This is a genomic window from Candidatus Eremiobacteraceae bacterium (genome assembly GCA_035710745.1).
Lineage (GTDB): Bacteria > Vulcanimicrobiota > Vulcanimicrobiia > Eremiobacterales > Eremiobacteraceae > JANWLL01.
The window spans coordinates 96,400-115,938 of record DASTCX010000013.1 but is presented as its reverse complement, the minus strand read 5'-3'; the positions used below and the strand labels follow the sequence as shown (position 1 = coordinate 115,938).

General features: G+C 65.0%; 19 protein-coding genes and 2 tRNA genes. 20 read left to right on the top strand and 1 reads right to left on the bottom strand.

From position 1 onward, the window contains the following. Positions 1–3 precede the first annotated feature (3 nt). Genes VFO25_04610 through VFO25_04600 form a run of 3 tightly spaced genes read left to right on the top strand, consistent with a single transcriptional unit; the run spans position 4 to position 2,544 of the window. Positions 4–1,632, top strand: coding sequence for a peptide ABC transporter substrate-binding protein (locus tag VFO25_04610; GenBank protein HET9342175.1), 1,629 nt, complete (start codon positions 4–6; stop codon positions 1,630–1,632). Positions 1,633–1,642: 10 nt separating this feature from the next. Then, a complete protein-coding gene (locus VFO25_04605) occupies positions 1,643–2,020 on the top strand; it encodes a hypothetical protein (GenBank protein HET9342174.1) in 378 nt (125 codons plus the stop codon). Then, positions 2,017–2,544, top strand: a complete 528-nt coding sequence (locus VFO25_04600) for a DUF488 domain-containing protein (protein HET9342173.1) — start codon at positions 2,017–2,019, stop codon at positions 2,542–2,544. Before VFO25_04605 ends, VFO25_04600 begins: the two co-directional genes overlap by 4 nt. 57 nt (positions 2,545–2,601) lie before the next feature. Here VFO25_04600 and rpsU read toward each other — a convergent pair whose 3' ends face one another. Next, positions 2,602–2,772 (bottom strand): 30S ribosomal protein S21, encoded by a 171-nt coding sequence (gene rpsU, locus VFO25_04595; GenBank protein HET9342172.1) that lies wholly within the window; start codon positions 2,770–2,772, stop codon positions 2,602–2,604. A gap of 299 nt (positions 2,773–3,071) precedes the next feature. Here rpsU and VFO25_04590 point away from each other — a divergent pair, with 299 nt between their 5' ends. From VFO25_04590 to VFO25_04510, 17 genes are all read left to right on the top strand, one after another. Continuing rightward, a complete protein-coding gene (locus VFO25_04590; protein ID HET9342171.1) occupies positions 3,072–3,506 on the top strand; it encodes a GatB/YqeY domain-containing protein in 435 nt (144 codons plus the stop codon). Next, positions 3,506–4,876 (top strand): NfeD family protein, encoded by a 1,371-nt coding sequence (locus VFO25_04585; GenBank protein HET9342170.1) that lies wholly within the window; start codon positions 3,506–3,508, stop codon positions 4,874–4,876. Before VFO25_04590 ends, VFO25_04585 begins: the two co-directional genes overlap by 1 nt. A gap of 15 nt (positions 4,877–4,891) precedes the next feature. Beyond that, complete coding sequence (gene floA / locus VFO25_04580) at positions 4,892–5,917, top strand: flotillin-like protein FloA (GenBank protein HET9342169.1); 1,026 nt, start codon at positions 4,892–4,894, stop codon at positions 5,915–5,917. Between the two features lie 6 nt (positions 5,918–5,923). Then, positions 5,924–6,445 (top strand): hypothetical protein, encoded by a 522-nt coding sequence (locus VFO25_04575; GenBank protein ID HET9342168.1) that lies wholly within the window; start codon positions 5,924–5,926, stop codon positions 6,443–6,445. After that, the gene (locus tag VFO25_04570; protein ID HET9342167.1) at positions 6,442–7,416 is read left to right on the top strand and encodes a PhoH family protein; all 975 of its coding nucleotides are present in this window, start codon (positions 6,442–6,444) and stop codon (positions 7,414–7,416) included. Before VFO25_04575 ends, VFO25_04570 begins: the two co-directional genes overlap by 4 nt. Next, positions 7,403–7,999, top strand: a complete 597-nt coding sequence (ybeY, locus tag VFO25_04565) for an rRNA maturation RNase YbeY (protein ID HET9342166.1) — start codon at positions 7,403–7,405, stop codon at positions 7,997–7,999. Before VFO25_04570 ends, ybeY begins: the two co-directional genes overlap by 14 nt. Then, positions 7,971–8,363: a diacylglycerol kinase family protein gene (locus VFO25_04560; protein HET9342165.1), complete on the top strand. Its 393-nt coding sequence runs from the start codon at positions 7,971–7,973 to the stop codon at positions 8,361–8,363. The genes ybeY and VFO25_04560 overlap by 29 nt, the downstream gene beginning before the upstream one ends. A gap of 103 nt (positions 8,364–8,466) precedes the next feature. Beyond that, positions 8,467–9,777, top strand: coding sequence for a hemolysin family protein (locus VFO25_04555; GenBank protein ID HET9342164.1), 1,311 nt, complete (start codon positions 8,467–8,469; stop codon positions 9,775–9,777). Then, a complete protein-coding gene (locus tag VFO25_04550) occupies positions 9,770–10,192 on the top strand; it encodes a cytidine deaminase (protein ID HET9342163.1) in 423 nt (140 codons plus the stop codon). The genes VFO25_04555 and VFO25_04550 overlap by 8 nt, the downstream gene beginning before the upstream one ends. A gap of 39 nt (positions 10,193–10,231) precedes the next feature. Beyond that, positions 10,232–11,032 (top strand): DNA repair protein RecO, encoded by an 801-nt coding sequence (recO, locus tag VFO25_04545; GenBank protein HET9342162.1) that lies wholly within the window; start codon positions 10,232–10,234, stop codon positions 11,030–11,032. Between the two features lie 11 nt (positions 11,033–11,043). Further along, positions 11,044–11,448, top strand: a complete 405-nt coding sequence (ruvX, locus tag VFO25_04540; protein ID HET9342161.1) for a Holliday junction resolvase RuvX — start codon at positions 11,044–11,046, stop codon at positions 11,446–11,448. Continuing rightward, a complete protein-coding gene (mltG, locus tag VFO25_04535; protein HET9342160.1) occupies positions 11,445–12,443 on the top strand; it encodes an endolytic transglycosylase MltG in 999 nt (332 codons plus the stop codon). Before ruvX ends, mltG begins: the two co-directional genes overlap by 4 nt. A 90-nt stretch (positions 12,444–12,533) precedes the next feature. Beyond that, complete coding sequence (locus tag VFO25_04530; GenBank protein HET9342159.1) at positions 12,534–12,839, top strand: hypothetical protein; 306 nt, start codon at positions 12,534–12,536, stop codon at positions 12,837–12,839. After that, on the top strand, positions 12,836–13,999 hold the full coding sequence (locus VFO25_04525) for a glycosyltransferase (GenBank protein ID HET9342158.1): 1,164 nt from the start codon (positions 12,836–12,838) through the stop codon (positions 13,997–13,999). Before VFO25_04530 ends, VFO25_04525 begins: the two co-directional genes overlap by 4 nt. Before the next feature lie 49 nt (positions 14,000–14,048). Next, a tRNA-Ser gene (locus VFO25_04520) sits at positions 14,049–14,144 on the top strand. A gap of 17 nt (positions 14,145–14,161) precedes the next feature. After that, positions 14,162–14,235 (top strand) — tRNA-Arg (locus VFO25_04515). An 89-nt stretch (positions 14,236–14,324) separates the two neighbouring features. Then, positions 14,325–19,523 carry a translocation/assembly module TamB domain-containing protein gene (locus tag VFO25_04510; GenBank protein HET9342157.1) on the top strand — a complete coding sequence of 1,733 codons (5,199 nt, stop codon included), beginning with the start codon at positions 14,325–14,327 and terminating at the stop codon, positions 19,521–19,523. The last annotated feature ends 16 nt before the right edge of the window (positions 19,524–19,539 follow it).

The following is a 19,539-nucleotide window of genomic DNA, read 5'->3' as shown; positions in this document are numbered from 1 at the left end:
CGCATGAAGCGGCTCGCTTTGCTTCTCGTATTGCTTTGCGTCGGGTGCTCGAAAGTGTCCGAGCAGACGGCGTCGTCGTCCGGCCCGAATGCGTGGACGATCCCCGGTGTGCTGCGCATCGCAGCGCGACAAGAGCCGGACACGCTCATGCCGATCATCGGCACGCAAGTCGTCGACACCGATCTTTCGATGTTCTGGGACGGGCATCTGCTCAATTGGAGCGACGACAACGAGTTCGTCCCCGAGCTGGCGACTGCCGCGCCGACGCTCAGCAACGGCGGCATCAGCAAAGACGGCCTGACGATCACGTATCACCTGCGCCGCGGCGTCATGTGGCAAGACGGCGCCCCATTTACCGCTGCGGACGTCATTTTCTCGTGGCAGCAGGTGATGAATCCCAACAACGCCGTGCCGAGCCGCCTCGGTTACGACGATATCTCGCGCATCGATGCCCCGGACGATCACACCATCATCATCCACTTGAAAAAGCGCTTCGCACCTTTCGTCGCGACGTTCTTCACGATGTCGAACACGACGTACGGCATCATCCCGAAGCATCTCCTCGGCGGTCTCCACGACCTCAATCGCACGGATTATGCGAATAAGCCGATCGGCACCGGCCCGTTCATCGTCGCGGACTACGAGAAAGGCACGCTCATCAAGTTCGTCGCCAACCCGCATTACTGGCGCGGCCCGCCGAAGCTCAAGGAGATCGACTTCCGCTTCATCGGCAACGACAACACCGCGCTCGCGGCGATAAAGTCGCACGACGTCGACTTCTATTATCGCGCCGCACAGTCGCTCGCGCCGAGTCTCAAGGGCATCCCCGGCACGCGAATCGTCCTGTCGCCGTTCACGCGCTTCGCCGATCTTGGCTTCAATGCAGACGTGCCCGCGCTTTCGGACGTCCGCGTCCGACGAGCGCTCGCGTACGGCACGAATCGGGACGAGCTCATCGCGAAGGTGACGGAGGGTGTCATGATGCCCGCCGATAGCGACCAGCCGCCATACTTATGGGCGCACGATCCGGACGTGACGAAATATCCGTACGACACGGCCAAGGCGGATGCGCTGCTCGACGCTGCGGGCTGGCGACGCGGGCCGAACGGGATGCGTGCGAAGGCCGGTGTGCCGATGCAGTTGACGCTCGTCGGCTTCACCGGTTCTGCGGTCATGACCGGCGTCGAGACCCTCGTCCAAGCGCAGTGGAAGCAGCTCGGCATCGACGTCGCGATCAAGAACTACCCGTCGGACGTGCTCTACGAATCGAAAGCGTCCGGCGGCATCGAACAGAACGAGAAGTTCGACGTCGCCGTGGAGCAATGGGCCAACGGCATCGACCCGGACGAATCGATCCTCTTCAAGTGCGATCTTGCGCCGCCGAACGGCTGGAACATCTACGCATTTTGCGATCATGCGCTCGACGCTGCCGAAGACGATGCCCTCGTGCAATACGATCAGAACCGGCGGAAAGCGGACTACGCGAAAGTGCAGGAGATCCTGACGAGCCGGGTGCCGATCCTCGTCTTGTGGTTCGAGCGCGATCAACACGTCATCAACACCGACTTCAAGAACTTCAAGCCCGCGCACGCCTCGACGCCGTTCTGGAACACGTGGGAATGGGAGATCTAGCGTCCGGCGCATGAAGCGAGCGACGGTACCCATCGCTTTGACGCTGCTGCTCGTGGCAGCGACGATCCCGCACACGGCCGAGGATTTCCGCTACGGCGAGTTCGCGCGATTCGGCGTGCCGACGTCGGTCGCGGCCGGCGCGCTCATCATCGTCTATGCGCTGCAGCTCAGCGGTATCGTGTTCGCCTGGCGCGGGATGAGCGTGGGGTTTTGGCTCTTGGCAGCAGGCGGGCTCGTGTGGTGTATCGGTGCGATCGCCGTCCACGGATCGGAGTTGTTCGCGAGCGAGCCGTACCGCAACGGCCTTGAGTCAAAGGCGCTTATCATCGCGATCATCGTCCTCGGCGCCGCGGTGGCTGTCGCCTCATCGATGCGCCCCCGCAGATGATGACCATAGGACACGGCACGCATTCAAGCGATGCGTTGATCGAACTGCTCCAACGCAACGGGATGCGCGTGTTGGTGGACGTCCGAGCCTTCCCACGCAGTCGTCACAATCCGCAATTCGACCGCGCAACCGTCGCCAAATCGCTCGAAGCGACCGGCATCGCCTACCGCTGGGCGCAGGCCCTCGGCGGGCGCCGGACGTCCACCGGCCCGTCACCGAACGTGGCTTTGCGGCATCCTGCATTTCGGGCTTACGCAGACTATATGCTCACAGCAGAGTTTCGACTCGCGCTGGACGACGCCATGCGCGAGGACGACGGCGCGCACACAGCCGTCATGTGCTCAGAGAGCGTCTGGTGGCGCTGTCATCGCCGGCTCATCGCGGATGCGGTGGTCTTGCTACGAGAACGGCCGGTCGCGCATATCATGCCCGATGGGAAGGTCGTCGCGCACCGGCCAACGCCTGGCGTGCGAAAAAACGAAGACGAACTGATCTACGACGTGGAAAGCCGATCGGCGGACTGACGTCCGCCGATCGGCTTTGAGAGCCGAGCTTCGCTCGGCCTACTACATCCAGTTTGACTAGGAGCGCCGCTTGCGCGCCGCCGCCGATTTCTTCTTGCGGCGCACGCTCGGCTTCTCGTAGTGCTCGTGGCGGCGAGCCTCAGCGAGCACTCCGGACTTCTGGCACATCTTCTTGAAGCGCTTGAGCGCGCTTTCGATCGATTCGTTCGGTCCGACTCTCGTTTCCATGGTTGAGGTCACCCCCTTTGCACTCGGTCTCGGACGCGAGATGCGGGCCGCATCGTGCCCGCACCTAGTCGCCTCGTAGACTCTTCCGGCGGCGCCGTCGGCCGCGATTTTCAACCCTGACGAGGGTTTTCGCCGAGACCGGTATCCCACCTATCTTGGGCATCGGCAGGCGGTTGCGACGGTGGTAGCGGCAGCCTCGCAACGGGACAAAATGCCGGAGGTCGATTGTGCGGGACGAGGGCGGGCGAGCGCGGAAGTGGGCGCACCGGGGGAATGCTGCAACGTCGACCATCGACCGGTTGAACGCCGATCTCAAAGACGCGATGAAGGCGCGCGACGCAGAGCGCACCGGCACGCTTCGCATGGCTATTTCCGCCATGAAGTATCGAACCATCGAACGCAACACACAGCTTTCCGATGAGGAGCAGCTCGACGTGTTGCGCAAGCAAGTCAAGCAGCGCAACGACTCGATCGAGGAGTTCACGAAGGCCGGGCGCCTCGATCTTGCCGACAAAGAACAGCGCGAACGCACGATTCTCGAAGAGTATCTGCCTGCGCGCATGTCGGGCGAGGCGCTGCAAGCGGCCGTCAAGTCGGCATTGGCCGGGCTCGCCGCCGATGCGAAATTCGGCGACGCGATGAAGGCCGCAATGGCCGCGCTGAAGGACCAGGCCGACGGCAAGGCCATCCAGGAAGCGGTCAAAGCAGAGATGAGCGCGAGGGGCGCGGCGTGATGAAGCGCGCGCGCAGGCGCGAGCGAGGCGCCAAGATGCGGGCTGCGTTCTTTGCTGCGTGTATCGTATTCGGTTCGGCGGGTCTGTTCGTGTCGGCCATCCACGGCCAACGCGCCTCTGCAGCCGACTCGCAGGCGTCCGTCGTCTCCGTCGACGTCGACGGTACGATCGACGCCGGCATGGCGCATCGTATCGAAGGCGCGATAGACCAGGCGAAGTCCAGCGGTGCACAGGCGGTGCTCCTTCGCATCGCCACCAACGGCGGATCGGTCGACGACGCGAACGCGATCAAAGACGCGCTCGAGGGAGCCGGCATCAAGACGATCGCGTTCGTACCCGATCGCGCGTGGTCGGCCGGCGCGCTCATCGCGCTCGTGTGCGATAAGATCATCATGGCGCCCGGATCTAGCATGGGGGCGACGCTGCCGATCGAGCTCGGTCCGAGCGGCGAGACACCGGTCGACGCGAAGATGATCGCCGCGATCCGCAGCGAGATGGAATCGCTCGCCGAGCAACACCATCGCGATCCGCAGATAGCGGCCGGCATGGTCGATCCGAACGTCGTCATTCCCGGGCTGAAGAAGAAGGGCGATATCCTATCGCTCACGCCGGCCGAGGCTATGGCGCATCACTTCATCGACGGCGTTTCGTCGACCGACGAAGGCGCTCTCGCCATCGCGGGCATCAAGGACGCGCCGGTCGTCGCATACGCGCCGACGCTTGGCGAGCAGATCGCTCAGTGGGCATCGGACCCGCTCATCTCCGGCCTGCTCCTCTCGATCGGCTTCCTCGGTTTGTGGATCGAGCTCCAGACGCGCTACTTCATCGCCGGGCTCATCGCCGTGCTCGCATTCGGCCTGTTCTTCGGTGCGCACATCATCGCCGGTGCATCGACGATAGTGATCGTCGGCCTTTTCGTCCTCGGCGTCATCGGGGTGCTATTCGAGCTCCACGTCTTGCCCGGCCACGGCGTCGGAGGAATCGTCGGCTCGCTTCTCATCATGGCGAGCATCGTGCTCGCGTTCGGGGCGGCGTATTGGCTGCTCGGCGTAGGCGTCATGGCCGCGGCGCTCGTCGTATCCATCGTCATCTTCGTCATCTTGCTGCGCTGGCTGCCGGAGAGCGAACTTCTCAAAAGGCTCGCATTCGCCAGCGCGCAGTCGACTTCGGAAGGATACGTCGCCGCGCCGACCCTTTCACACCTCATGGGGCGTGAGGGCGTATCGATCTCGCAGTTGCGGCCTGCCGGTTTCGCCACGATCGACGGCCAGCGCTACGAAGTGCAGACCGAAGGCGACTTCATCCCGGCGCAGACCACTGTTCGTGTGGACCGTGTAGCCGGTTCCAAGATCTTCGTCAAACGCACTTAAGGCAAGGGAGAGGGCATGGATCTCGTCGGACCCTTCGTAATAGTCATCGCTTTTGTCGCGATCATCGCGTTCTTCGTGTTCATCTACTACTTCCCGTTCGGGCTTTGGATCAGGGCGAGGGCCGCAGGCGTGCCGCTCGGCATCTTCAGCTTGGTACGGATGCGGCTCATAAGGATTCCGCCATCGGTGATCGTCGACGCCCTCGTCACTGCGAACAAGGCCGGCCTGCACATCAACGTCGACCAGTTGCAGGCGCACTACCTCGCAGGCGGGCACATCGACAACGTCGTGCTCGCGCTCATCGCAGCCCAGCGCGCTCAGATCCCGATGGAGTGGCAGCGCGCGACCGCGATCGACCTCGCCGGACGTAACCCGCTCGAGGCGCTGCAGACGTCGGTCAATCCGAAAGTCATCGAGACGCCGACATTCCAAGGCGTCGCGAAAGACGGCATCCAGCTCAACGTCAAAGCGCGGATCACCGTGCGCGCGAGCGTCGACCGGTACGTCGGCGGCGCGGGCGAGCCGACGATCATCGCACGCGTCGGCGAAGGCGTCGTCGCGGCGGTCGGCGGCAGCGCCGACTACAAGGAAGTCCTCGAGAACCCCGATCACATCAGCAAGACGGTGCTTTCGAAAGGGCTCGACGCCGGCACGGCGTTCGAGATCGTATCGATCGACATCGCGGACGTCGACGTCGGACGCAATATCGGCGCCGAGCTGCAGACGGCCCAGGCGGAAGCCGACCGGCGCGTCGCGCAAGCGAAGGCCGCCGAACGTCAATACGCGGCGCAAGCGCAAGAGCAGGAGATGAAGGCGCAGACGCAAGCGATGCGCGCGAAGGTGACCGAGGCCGAAGCGCTCGTGCCGACCGCAATCGCCGACGCGTTCCGCAGCGGCAATCTTGGTGTCATGGACTACTACCGCATGCGCAATGTCCTCGCGGACACCGACATGCGCAATTCCATATCGCAGGCGTCGGGCGGCGGTCAAGCGCCGACCACGCCGCCGCCGTCCGGACCTGCGCCGCCGCAGGGAACGTAACGCGCGATGCTCGCTGTCGCCGCCGCGATGCACTTAGCAGACTTCGGGAACTTTATCCCGTTCCTGTTCATCCTCTACGTCATCTACGCGATTTTCACGTCGGTGTCGAAGGCGATCAGGCAAGCGGCGCAATCGCAGCAGGCGGCGAGCTCGAGCGACACGTCGACTGCGTTGCAGATGACGGCGGCGGACGTACGCCTGGCGCTCCAGCGCCGACTGACGGCAGCCGCCGCGGCCCGCGCACAGGCGACGGCCGTACAAGCGGCTCAGAGCGCGCAGCCCGTCGCGCGGCCGGCGCCGATCGTTTCGATTTCGGCATCATCGACGTTGGCCAATCTCGGCTCCGGCGGCGACGCCTCGCAGATGCAATCCCCGCCCGACTTGTCGTTGCTGTTCGCGCCGACGCACGTGAACTTGTCGACGCTGCTCGCGAGCTTGCCGCCGGCGGCGCAAGCGATCGTCGCAAGCGCCGTCATCGGTCCGTGCGCGGCGCACCGCGGCGGCGGTCACACTCCTGAAGACTGGTGACGCAGACACGGGTCAGCATCGCCGACCTTGACGATCGGATACGGCTGTTCGGCGAATTCGACGGCGTGCTTCACGCCGTCGAGCGAGCGACCAACGCGGCGATCCACGTCGAGGGCGATGAGCTGGTGATCGCGGGCGCGCGCGATGCGACGGACAAAGCATCGAGCATCTTGCGTCGTTTGATCGACGCGGCCGACGCGGGCGAATTCTTGACCGCTGACGACGTCACAACAATGTCGACAAACGACGCTCAAACGCCCGACGATCCGCGCGATAAAGATGGGGAGCGGTCGAGATTTATCTCGACCGGAAGCGTGCTCGCGACGACGCGGCGCGGTCGCGCGGTCCGACCGCGTACAAACGGCCAGCGCGCATTCGTCGATGCCGTCACTTCGCACACGCTGACGTTTGCCGTCGGTCCCGCTGGCACGGGCAAGACGTTTCTCGCCGTGATCATGGCGCTTGCCGCCCTGCGTGCCGGCGAAGTCCAGCGAATCGTGCTGTCGCGTCCGGCCGTCGAGGCGGGCGAGAACCTCGGCTTTCTGCCGGGCGATTTCCAAGCCAAAGTCGATCCCTACTTGCGTCCGCTGTTCGATGCGCTGGGCGAGATCATGGAGCCGAATGCGATCGAAAGGGCGGTGGAGCGTGGCCAGATCGAAGTCGCCCCACTCGCGTATATGCGCGGCCGCACGCTCGCCGATGCTTTCGTCGTCCTGGACGAAGCCCAGAACGCGTCGCGCGACCAGATGAAGATGTTCCTCACTCGCATCGGCGCCAACTCGCGCATGGTCGTCTGCGGTGACGTGACGCAGATAGACTTAGTGCGTCGAAACGATTCCGGTCTCGTCCACGCGGCGAAACTATTCTTAGACGTCAAGGACATCGCGATCGTCGAACTGACCGAGGCAGATGTCGTACGCCATCCGCTCATCCGCGCGATCATCGCGGCATACTCGCTTGCGGATCGCTGAAATGCCGTGGCGCGAGGGGGTCGCCTTAAGCGGGCGTTCTGAGGCCGCGAAAGCGGCCGAAGACAGCGGCGGAAGGCAAGTATTTCCCGAATCGCCGCGTGCCCGCGAAGGCGACTCCCCTCGCGCCAAGGCGAAGACGACGCCAACTGCTGCGGTGCGCGGTGCGGCAAGATGGCGGATCGACGTCAAGCCGCTCAAGGCCGCGGTGATCGCGACGCTGAGGAAGGCGGCACCGCATATCGTCGGAGAGGTCGCCGTCATATTGACCGGTGACAAAGAGATCCGGCGCTTGAACAAGCGATATCGCGCCAAAGATAGCGCGACCGATGTGTTGTCGTTCGACGTCGACGACGGACTCAGCGCGGGCGAGCCTTTTGGCGACGTCGTCGTGTCGGTGGAGACCGCGCGGCGTCAAGCGCGCGCGTACGGCGCGCCGCTCATCGAAGAGATGCAGCGTCTGATCGTGCACGGCACGCTCCATCTGTGCGGATACGACCATCACGAGCGCCGCGAGGCGGCGCGCATGCACGGTCTGACGCGCCGGCTAATGCGAGATCTCACAGCGGAGGACGATCATCGCTAAACGGAGCTTCGCGAACGCGTTCGCCGATGCGATCGACGGGATCCGGCAAGCGTTTGTCGACCAGCCGAATTTTCGAAGGCAGCTCGGGCTCGCCGTCGTGGCGATCGGGCTCGCTGCGCTGCTCCGTTTCGACGCGATCCACTGGCTCGTGCTCTGCGCCGCGATAGGTCTCGTGCTCGCCGCGGAATTGTTCAACACGAGCCTCGAGCATATCGTCGATCTCGTCCAGCCGGACGATCATCCGCTGGCCCGTGCGGCGAAACACGCGGGCGCCGGCGCGGTGCTCATCGCGAGTTTGATGGCGGTCGCCGCGGGAATCTATCTGTACGGCGGCGCCGTGCTCTTGAGACTGGCGGGGCGGTGAGCGCCAGCTGTCGAAACGGTTGTGCATATGACCCTCGGGCACGTACGTTGAGCGATTCGTCGGGCAGTAGTCAGACCGGCGAAACGCCGGTCGATTTTTGACGATGATCTCGGACCCTCGTACGACCGCGCTGGTCGTCGTCGCCATCCTGGTCCTGCTCGCAGCGTGCTTCGCGGCATCCGAAGGCGCGTTGCTCGCGCTTTCCAGACTTCGACTGCTGCAGCACCGGCAGGGCGAGGACGCGAAAAACCTCGAGCGACTCGTCACCCACCGCAACGACTTTCTGACGACGATCCTCGTCGGCAACACGATCATCTTGCTCGCGTCCGATTCGCTCGCGACTTGGGCCGCGATCCAATACGGCATCTGGAAACCGGTGCTCGTGGCAACCGCCGCCATGACCGCCGTCATGCTCGTCTTCGCCGAAGTGCTGCCGAAGATGATCGTCGTCCAAGACCCGACGCATTGGGCGCGGCGCTTGGCGCCATTCCTCAACATCATGGCGCGGCTGCTCAGGCCCATCACGTGGGCACTCGTCGGCTTTACGAATTTCCTCATACGTCTGTTCGGGGGCGACCCGAACGCGCCGGGACCCTACGTCACGGAAGAGGACATCAAGGCGCTCGTAAGCGTCGGGGAGACGCACGGCGCGCTCGAAGAAGAAGAAAAGGAGATGATCCACTCCATCTTCGAGTTCGGCGATACGGTCGTCCGCGAGGTCATGACGCCGAGGACGGACATGATCTGCGCCGATGTCGAAGACCCGGTGAGCCGCGGTGTCGAGCTCGTCATCCGGGAAGGCTATTCGAAGCTCCCGGTCTACGAAGAGAACATCGACCACATCGTGGGAGTCGTCCACGATCGCGAACTGTTGCTCGCCGTCTCGCGCGACGAGGAGCATACGCTCTTGCGTTCGATTATGCGTCCCGTCAAAGCGATTCCCGAGAACAAGCCTGTGGATGAACTCATGCGCGAGATGCAGGCGGAGAAAGTCTCGGTCGCGATCGTCGTCGACGAGTACGGCGGGACTGCGGGACTCGTGACGATGGAAGACCTGCTCGAAGAGATCGTCGGCGAGATCATGGACGAATACGACGCGGAACAGCAAGACCTCCCGCCGGAGATCAAGGAAGCCTCGAACGGCGACGTCATAGTCGACGCGCGTATGAACATCGATGATGTGAACGAGAAGCTTGGACTCAATCTTCCGACCGAGGACTTCGAAAGCATCGGCGGATACACGTTCGGTCTCTTCGGGCGTGTCCCGATGCCGGGCGAACATCTCTCGATAGACGGCGGTCTTACGCTCGTCGTGGAAAAGACATCCGGCAGGAGGCTTTTGTCCGTTCGAATCAAGAAGCCGAGCGTCGACGCCGCCGGCGGTCAACACGGTCGGGAGGAAACGCGTGCCTAGACTTGACGATCCGCAACTCGAAACGCTGGCGATGCATGCGTGGGAGGCGCGGATGAACGCGTACGCCCCGTATTCGCAGTTCCACGTCGGCGCTGCCGTGTTGTCGGCCGACGGTCGCACGTTCACCGGCGCGAATGTCGAAAACGCATCGCTCGGTCTCACGATGTGCGCGGAGCGCGTGGCGCTCGGCGCCGCGATATCTGCGGGCGTGCGCTCGATCGTTGCGGTCGCGGTCGCCGGCGAAGGCCCGACAGGCATTCTGCCGTGCGGCGCTTGCCGTCAGGCATTGCTCGAATTCTCGCGCGGTGCGGTCGTGCTGCGTTGCCGGCCCGACGGCACGCACGAAGTGACGAGCCTATCAGCGCTGGATCCATCACCGTTCACCGGTGGGGTGGTCGAACTCGCAGGCATCTGATCCGCAGGCGGCACGCGATGCCGCTCGTCGTCTCCCGTCATGAGAACCTATTCCGTCGACGCCTTCGTCCTCCGTATGCGCCCGCTCGGCGAGGCGGATCGCATCTTGACGCTTTTCTCGGCCGAGCACGGCAAGCTGACGGCGGTCGCCAAGGGCGTCCGCAAGACGCAGAGCAAGTTCGGCGCGCGTCTCGAGTTCATGGCGCGCTCGGCCTTGACGCTCCATGCCGGTCGCAGCCTCCACGTCATCACGAGCGCCCGCCTGATCAGCACGGCGTGGGAGCGTGTCGTCGAGCCTGAGTTGTACTCGCTCGCGTCGTACATCGCCGAGGTGATCGACGGGCTTTGCGAACCCGACCTCGCGGTACCCGAACTTTTCGATTTGCTCATCGAGTTCCAAAGCGCGACCGCACAGCCGGCCGGAGAGGACGCGTCGTCGACGCGCTCGCTCGACGCGCTGCGCGTCGTCATGGAACTGAGGATATTGAGCGCGCTCGGATTCGCGCCGGAACTCGACGCGTGCGCGCGCTGCGGCACGCCGCTCGGGAGCCGGCCTTTCGCCGGCGGTAAGGCGGCGCTTTCACCGGAGGCGGGCGGACTCGTGTGCCGGCGTTGTCTCGACCTCGGATCGAGCGAAGAGGGCGACACGCGGCGATCGTTCCTCATCGTCAAGCTGACGAGCGCGCAGTTCGAGGCGCTTCGCGCGGCGCGTGATGCGTCGCTCGAGGAAGCGCTTGTGACGCCGGCGTTCGCCGCGCCCGAGCGCGCGACGCAGGCGTTCGTCCAACATCATCTCGGCCGAGCGTCGAAAGCGCTCGCCGCGGCCGGCGGACGGAGATGAGCGATGCGATCATGGCGCTGGATCTGGGCGCCGCTCGCATCGGGGTCGCAGTGGCCGAGCGTTTCGACTTGCCGGCGCTGCCGCTGGCGACGATCGCGCATACAAATCGCGAGGCCGACATCGGCGCTATCACGGCGCTCGCGCTCGAGCGCGACGCGACGACGCTCGTCGTGGGATATCCGCTCAGACTCGACGGGACTCGCGGGCCGGCAGCCGAGCGAGTCGATCGTTTCGTCGACGCGTTGCGTGCCCGCTTCGCGGGCGAGGTCGTGCTCGTCGACGAACGTCTGACGACCGCGGCGGCGACGAAGCGTTTGTCCGAGAGCGGCGTCAAGGGGTCGAGGCAGCGGCGCGTCGTCGATCGCCTCGCGGCGGTCGAGATACTCGAATCCTATCTTGCGAGGCGACGCGCGTGAAGAACGTCTGGCAGACGGTCGCCGCGATCGTCGGCGTCATCGTCCTCGTCGTCGCGGCGTTCGGCGCGGGGATCGGTTGGCTCGTCTACGGCGATACGCAGCGGCCGGCGGCTCCGGCAGACGTCCTCATCGGCAGCGGAAGCGATGTCGCGCAGATCTCGGCGCAGCTTCAATCGCAAGGCGTCATCGGCAGCTCGACGCTCCTCGACTGGTACTTCCGCATCCACGGCGGCGGCGACCGTATCGAAGCGGCGGAGTACCAGTTTCCCGCACATCAAACGCTTGCCCAAATCGCCGATCGGCTCGAGACGGGCGGCCGGTCGCCCACCGTATGGATCACGATTCCGGAAGGTTTCACCGCGACGCAGATCGCGCAAAAGCTCGGAGCCGCCGGGCTCGTGCCGCCTGTGCTCTTCGTGCGTGAAGCGCAGACGCGTACACTCGAACTCGGCGGTACGACGACGAACGGGCTTGAAGGCTATCTCTTTCCCGACACCTATCAGGTGCCGCGAGGTGCAGACGCCGACGAAGTCATCGACATGATGACGAAGCAGTTCGAAGCGGAGCTGCCGCCAGGCTATCTCGCATCGGCTCGCAAGCTCCGACGGACGGTGCCGGAGATCGTGACGATCGCCTCGATGATCGAACGCGAGGCGAAGGTCGACTCCGAGCGGCCGCTCATCGCCAGCGTCATCTACAACCGTTTGCGGATCGGGATGCCGCTCGAGATCGATGCGACGATCGAGTACGCGCTGCCGCAGCATAAGACGGCGCTCTCTTACGCCGATCTCGCGATCGACAGCCCGTACAACACGTACAAGCACACCGGATTGCCGCCCACCCCGATCAGCAACCCGGGGAAGGCGTCGCTCTACGCGGCGTTCCATCCGGCCTCGACGCCGTTTCTCTATTATGTGTACAAGGGCGAAGGGCACCACGCGTTTTCGACGACGCTGCAAGGGCAACAAGAGAACGAACGGCGGTATTTGCGCTGAGCGCGGCGGGCGGCGCGGCGTCCCAGGGCGAGGAAGCGTCCGCGCCGAATGAGCGGTCCCGGGAAGTGCCCCAGAGGAGAGCGCGCCGGTTTGAGCATCGAGAGCGGTAACGAAAGTCGGGCGACGCGCATCGAGCTGCAAGATCGGATCGTGCTCGAGACGCGCCCGCAGACGGCACCCGCCGGGGCGCCCGCGGAGCATTACGAATTCGAAGTCGTCGGCATCGTCGAAGACGCGCAATCCGCGACGCAGTACGCGGTGTGCTATAGTGAACGAGCCGACGAGTTCATCGTGACGAGCGAGAACGGCGAGCTGCTCGAGGACGACCAGCTCGCGCAAGAGATACTCGGCGATTTCCTCGACCAAGCGACGGACACGGAGGACGACGGCTCATAGTCATCCAGGTCGACGAGGCGCGCTCCGCAAGAGCGAAGGCGACGCGCAACATCCTCTTCCTGTCTGCAAGCGTCGGAGAGGGCCACACCGCGGCGGCGTGCGCCGTCCGCAGTGCGTTGGCGGACAAACTCCCGAACGCGAGGAGCGAGGTCGTCGACTCGTACCGGTATGCATCGCACGTCTTCCACCGCGTCGCGAGCAACGGCTACATCGGCATGGTGAAGCTGCTGCCGCAGCTGTACAAATATATCTACGACCAAGCCGAGCGCGCGACGAAGGTGTCCGCGTTCAAGTCGTGGCTCCACCACTATACGGCGCTCAACTTGCGCCAGTACGTCTCTGCGCTCGCTCCGGATGTCGTCGTGTGCACGCACGCGTTCCCGTGCGGCGTCATGTCGGAATACAAGCGCGAGTTCGCCGACGCGCCTCCGGTCGTCGGCATCGTCACCGATTTCGTCGTCCACCCGTTTTGGATCCATCGGAACATCGACGGCTACGCCGTCGCGACGGCGGAGATGCGGCAGGCGCTCATCACCCACGGCGTCACGCCGGATCGGGTCGAGGTCACGGGCATCCCGATCGACGGCCGTTTCGGCGGGCATCAGACGAAGGCCGAAGCGCGGCGCGCGATCGGCGTCGACCCGCATAAGACGACGCTGTTGCTCATGGGCGGCGGCCTCGGCATCGGGCCGCTCGAGAAGGCTCTGGCGCGCATCGATTCGCTGCGGCACGACGTGCAGACGGTCGTCGTCGTCGGCAAGAACTCGCGGCTCGAGCAGCGGCTCGCCGATGCGGCGCGGCGTATGCGAAAAGATGTGACGGTCGCGGGATTCGTACCGAACGTCTACGATTACATGCGCGCCGCGGACGTGCTCGTGAGCAAGCCCGGCGGGCTGACGAGTTCGGAAGCGCTCGCCGCGGGTCTGCCGATGGTCATGCTTCGTCCGCTGCCCGGCCAAGAAGAGCGCAACGCGCGATATCTGCAGGAGAGCGGCATCGGCGTTCGCGCGCAGACGTCGCGCGATCTCATAGACGTACTCGATCGTCTCTTGGCGGAGCCGATCCGAATGCAGCGGATGGCGCAAAACGCTCGGCGAATGGCGCTCCCGCACGCAGCCGGTGCGGTCGCGACGATGTTGGAGAACCTCGTCGTCGAATGATCCCGGCAGGCGGGATTTCACCCGCTGTGGTACACTAGCTAAGTCTTGTGGAGAGATGGCCGAGCTGGCTGAAGGCGGCGGTTTGCTAAACCGTTATAGTGCTATAAAGGCGCTATCGAGGGTTCGAATCCCTCTCTCTCCGCCACCGATCCAAAATAGCGCGCGCTCGTAGTTCAGTTGGATAGAATGCCAGACTACGAATCTGGAGGTCGGGGGTTCGAATCCCTCCGAGCGCGAGTGAAAAGCAGCCGCCGTCCCAAAGGCGGCTGCTCGTTTTACAGCCGAGCCTAAGATTTGTCCGCCGGCTAAATGGGAAACCTCCAGCGTGGAGCATTTCCCCAAGGGCCGAGAGTCCGAACATGCGGCGCGCAGACGCGTCCTCGCGTTTGTGGCCGGCGTCGCGATCGCGATCGTCGGCGTTTGCGCAGCTCTCGCTCTAGCATTTGCGCTGCCGAGCACACGCGCGCTAGTGGTGCGCGCGATCGCTTCGACGTATCTGTCGCTCAAGGGCTTCCATCTCGAGCACGCAGACGTCACGATGAACGACGGCGTCTTCGACGCGCGCGACATCGTGGTGACCGACGGGTCGCGCCCGTTCTTCGACACCGCCGAGCTGCGGATCACGTACGGCGAGTACGGACGCGCGCTCGGCATATCGAGCATCAGGGTCGTGCAGCCTCGCGTATTCATCCACCGCGCTGCCGACGGCTCCTACGATGTCGCGCGGCTTGCGGGCGGGGGCGGCACCTCGAACAGCACATCGCGGGGCTCGCCGTTTCGAGCGAAGGTCGACCTCGTCGCCGGTTCGGTCTACGTGGTGAGCGATGCGGCGCCGACCGCCCGTGTCGTCGAATTACGCGATGTCGCTTTCGCGGCGAACGTCGACCAGGGTGGGCGTTCAAGCGGCAAGGCAAGCCTCTCGTTCGGCGGTTCGACCTCGCCCTCGGGCGTGACGGCTGTGTTCGAGCAAAACGATATCGCCCGCATCGCGCGCGCGCACTTAGTCGTCCACGGAGCGCCGCTCGGGCCGCTTGTCGACGTTCCGGTGTCGAGCAGCGCGTTCGTCGTCGAGCGTGGCGTCGCAGATATGAAACTCGATGCGTACGCGGTCGGTTGGGATCCGTCGACGGGGCCGCAGTGGCGATTCATAAGCGCAGGCAGCGTGCACGACGGAGCGCTACGCACCCTGCCGCTTGCGAAGCCGATAACCGGCGTCGCAGGCCGGTTCTCAGTGTTCGACGGCACGCTCGAGTTCGAAGGCCTGCGCGGTTCGACGGGTGGCGTGCCGCTTGCCGCGGCCGGCTCGGTAGAATTGTTCCCCGATCTCCTGCTGGGGTTGAGGGCGCGTGCGGATGGTCCGTTGGAGGGCGTCCGGCAGTTGCTCCCATTCTCGTCGAAGCTGCCGCTGGCGGGTAAGGTCGCGATCGGCGTCGCGATCGATGGCCCACCGGCGAATCCGCACGCCAACATCGAGCTCAAAGGACTGAGACGGGTAAGGTACGGCGGGGTCCCGATCGACGGTCTCGGCTTGAGCGCATACTATCACGACGGACACGTCGCGCTGCAGAGCATGACGGCGCGTTATGACGGGTCGACCATAGGCGGCGACGGCGACATCGATCTCACCGCCGCTCCGGTCACGGGCCAATTCGTCGTTGTCGCTCGCGCCCCGTCGCGCGAGATTCCGTTTGTCGCGGACATCGACACGCGAGGCACGACGAGCGCACTCGTCGCGTTCGATGGTCCTCTCTTGCGGTTGTCCGGAAGCGGTTTCGCCGCGACGACCGGCGGCGAGCAGCGTATGCGCGCTCAAGTCGCCGCTGGGCCGGATGGGCTCGCGTTTTCGTCACGGCTCGAGGATCGCGCGGGCGGTGAGCTCGTCGCGCTCGGCGAGCTCGGCCATGATGTCGCTTCGCCGGCGGCGATCGACATCTACGCAACGCGCTACCACGCCCGGCTGAACGGCCATGCGGTCGCACCCGTAGGCTTCACGACGCATCCGATCGGTTTGCCGAACGCGGCCGCGACCGTGAACGGATACGCGGTTATGCGAGGCGCCGAGTCTATGCCCGGCGCCGCCGTTCGGATGTCGGCCGACTCACTTAAAATCGCGGGCACCTCGCTCGGACGCGTCGCCGTTGATGCGTACGGGCAGAGCGGCGCGCTGCGGATCGATCGCCTCGCGATCGACGGTCCGGGGATCCATGCCGCATCGGCGGGCGTCGTACGCTTGGCACCTGAGAAGGCGAACGGCATAGGCGTCGCGGCCGCCCTTCAGGGTCGTGCTCATGGCGATCTCGGTCGCATCGGCGGGAACAACGCCGCGCACGGCAGCGTCGACGGAGCGTTCAGTGCGATCGCTCACGGCTCGACGTGGATAGCCGACGTGACGGCGACGTCACCGGATCGTTCCGTCGAGGTGATGGGCGTGCCGGCCGAAAGCGTCCGCGCCCTGTTCGGCGGTGAAGGCGATCGGTTCGTCGTCTATGGGGCCGGCGCCGATGTCGCGGACGGACACGTGGACGTGCAGGGCACGGTGCCGGGTCGTGAGCGCGGGTCGCTTACCGTCGCCGTCCGCGGCATCGATCTTGCGCACCAGCACGCGATCGCGCTGCCGATCGCTTCCGGCGCGGTCGTCGCGATCGGGGTCGTCGGCGGAACCGCGAATGCTCCGGTCGCGTCAGGTGACGCGGCGGTTGCGAACAGCGACTACGCCGGCATGCCGCTCGACGCCGATACCGGTTTGACGTATAGCAGCGGCTCGCTCGACGTACGCGCGGCGCGGGTGGTCGGTGCCGGAAGCGTCGCGGAGATGAACGGCCGCATCAACGGGTTGAACTCCCGCGCACCGCAGGTCTCGATGGAAGCGTCCCTGCCCGCTGCGGATCTTGGGGTCTTGACCGGTGCATTCGCGCCGTCGTCGTCGCTCGGCGGCATCGGCACCGGGCGATTCCGGGCGAGCGGCGCGCTCAGCGATCCGACCGTCATCGGCGATTTCGACGTCGGTGCGGGAGCGGTACGCGGCGTCGGCTTCACGGACTTGCATGCGGGCATAGATGCGACCCGAGGCTCTGTGGCTGTGAATGACGGAGCCGTGACCTTCGGTTCGTCACGGATCGCGCTGTCGGGAAGCTTTAGCGGCTCCGGAACGGCGCTGCACGCGTCGAGCGCACACGTCGACCTGAACGACTTCAACGATTTCTTCAACGGAAAGGATGTGCTCGAGGGCCATGGTGCGCTCGACGTCGCGATCTCGAACGTTATCGGCGACAATGACGCGTCTGGCTCGTTCTCGCTCGCCGACGCGCGCGTGTCCGGCGTGCCACTCGGCGTCGTCGAAGGCCGCGTCAGTCGCGCCGGCGGAGATCTCGCTATCGCGATGACCCAGAACAGCGCCGTTTCCACGAGCAAGCTTGCGGTGCTGCTGCCGCCGCAATCGGGCCGGTTACCTGTCGTCGCGGTGCGGGGCGATGTGCAACGACTCGATATCGGAGCGCTCGCACCCTTCGTCGGCCTCGAGGACGACCGATTGCGCGGCATCGCGCACGGCGCGTTCTCCGGTTCGGCTTCGTCGGGCGACGTCCGCGGCGGGCTGACGTTCGGCGTGTCGGACGCGTCCGTACGCGGCGTCGCGATCCAAGAAGCATCGGGCGGTGTTGCAGTCGCCCATCGAGCGGTGGCGGTGCACGACCTGCGCGTCGCAATCGACGGCGCGAGCGCGACCGTCAACGGATCGGTCGACCAGCATCGGGCGATACGAGCGCATGCCGATGTGGCGGTGACGGACTTGAGCAAACTAGCGGCATTCGCGCCGCACCCGATGCCCGTGAGCGGATCCGCGACCGCGTCGATCGACGCGAACGGCGGGCTCTATCAACCGGACCTTCGTGTTCGCATGAGCGCCTCGCGGGGACAAGTGCGCCACGTTCGATTCGACTCGGTCGGGGCGGTCGCTATGTTCGAGCGCGGCATGTTGACGACCAGCGGATCGGTACAGTTGTCGAAGGGTCGCGGGACCGTGTCATTCGGCGGCTCGGTGCCTATCCAAACGAAGCCGTTCCGGATCGGGCCGAACGACAAGACGATCGCTTTCGATGCGCGACTCGACCGTATCGGCATCGGCGCCCTCGACTCGCTGTTCGCGGGCTCGGTCGCGGCAGGCGGACGTGCCGACGGAGATTTGAGGGTCCGAGGCACCGCAGGCAAACCGACGGTTGCGGGATCGCTCCAGCTTCGCAACGTCAGCGTGTCTTCCAAGTTCGACCGCGTACCGCTCACAGGGCTCGGCGCGGACGTAGACTTCTCGAATGACAGCATCGTTCTCAAAGCGCTTCACGCCGCCGTCGGATCGGGCACGGTCGACGCGCGCGGAAGCGCGCACATCGTGCCGGCGACCGCGATCCGGCGCTACGCTTCGCTCCAATACGCTTTCGGCACGCAGTTGCATGGCGCGCAGGTAGATGTGCCTGACGTGCTGACGGGGACCGTCGATGCGCAGCTCGGCATCACGAAGTCTGGCCCGGTGCCGTACCTGTATGGCGGCATGCAGTTCTCGCACACGACGATTCCGTTCACGACGATCGTGGCGCTCGCGTCGAATCACACGGCTGCTTCAGGGAATTCGGCGGAGGTGCCCGGACTGCCGCCTGTGCGGCCGCACCACATCGTCGTGTACGGCGGATCGGTCTTCGGCGACGATCTCGATCACGTCGAACGGCCGACTCCGCCGCCGGCGACTCCGTCGGCTATCGCGGTTGTGCCGTCGAGCGTCGGTTTGAACGTCCGCGTCATCGCCGGTCAAGACGTCGGCGTCAGCGGCATTTTGAACGTCACCGGCAAGGGCGAGGTCGATGTCGGCGGCACGACGTCGGCGCCGACGCTCGACGGCGTTCTCACCGCCGTGCGCGGTCAAGCGGGTTTTCTCAACACGAACTTCGAGCTCGTGGACGGGCGCGTTATGTTCAACAAGCGGCGTGGGCTGCTGCCCGATGTCTCAGCGGATGCGATCACGCACACGGAAGATGCCGACATCACGATCTCGACGTACGGCCGCGTCGACAATCTCCATACCGACATGACGTCAGACCCGCCGATGGATCGCGGCGCGATAGTCGCGACATTGCTCCACGTGCCGCAGATCAACTCGGCGCTCGCATCGTCGCACGGTGAAGAGCAGTACGCGCTCGGCGTTTCCCCGGGTAATCTCGTATCGGGGGCGATCGCGGGGCAGATCCTCAGCGCGCTCAACATCGGACTCGAGCAAGTGTTCAACCTCGAAGAGGTCGACTTCGGGCTCGACCCGTTCGGCCGGCCGACGCTTGAGGTGCGCAAGCAGGTGTCGCCACGCGCCTACACGCTGTATCGGACCACGTTCTCCGTGCCGCCGGCGCAGGCGCTCGGCATAGCGTATCAGGTGCGGCGTGCGCTTCAGGTGGAGTTGACGCAGTCGCAAACGACGCCGGGGATCCTCGGCACCTACGCGCTACCGCAGACGTCGCTTTTGGTGAAGCTGACGTTCCACTAAGGACGGCCTAGACGCG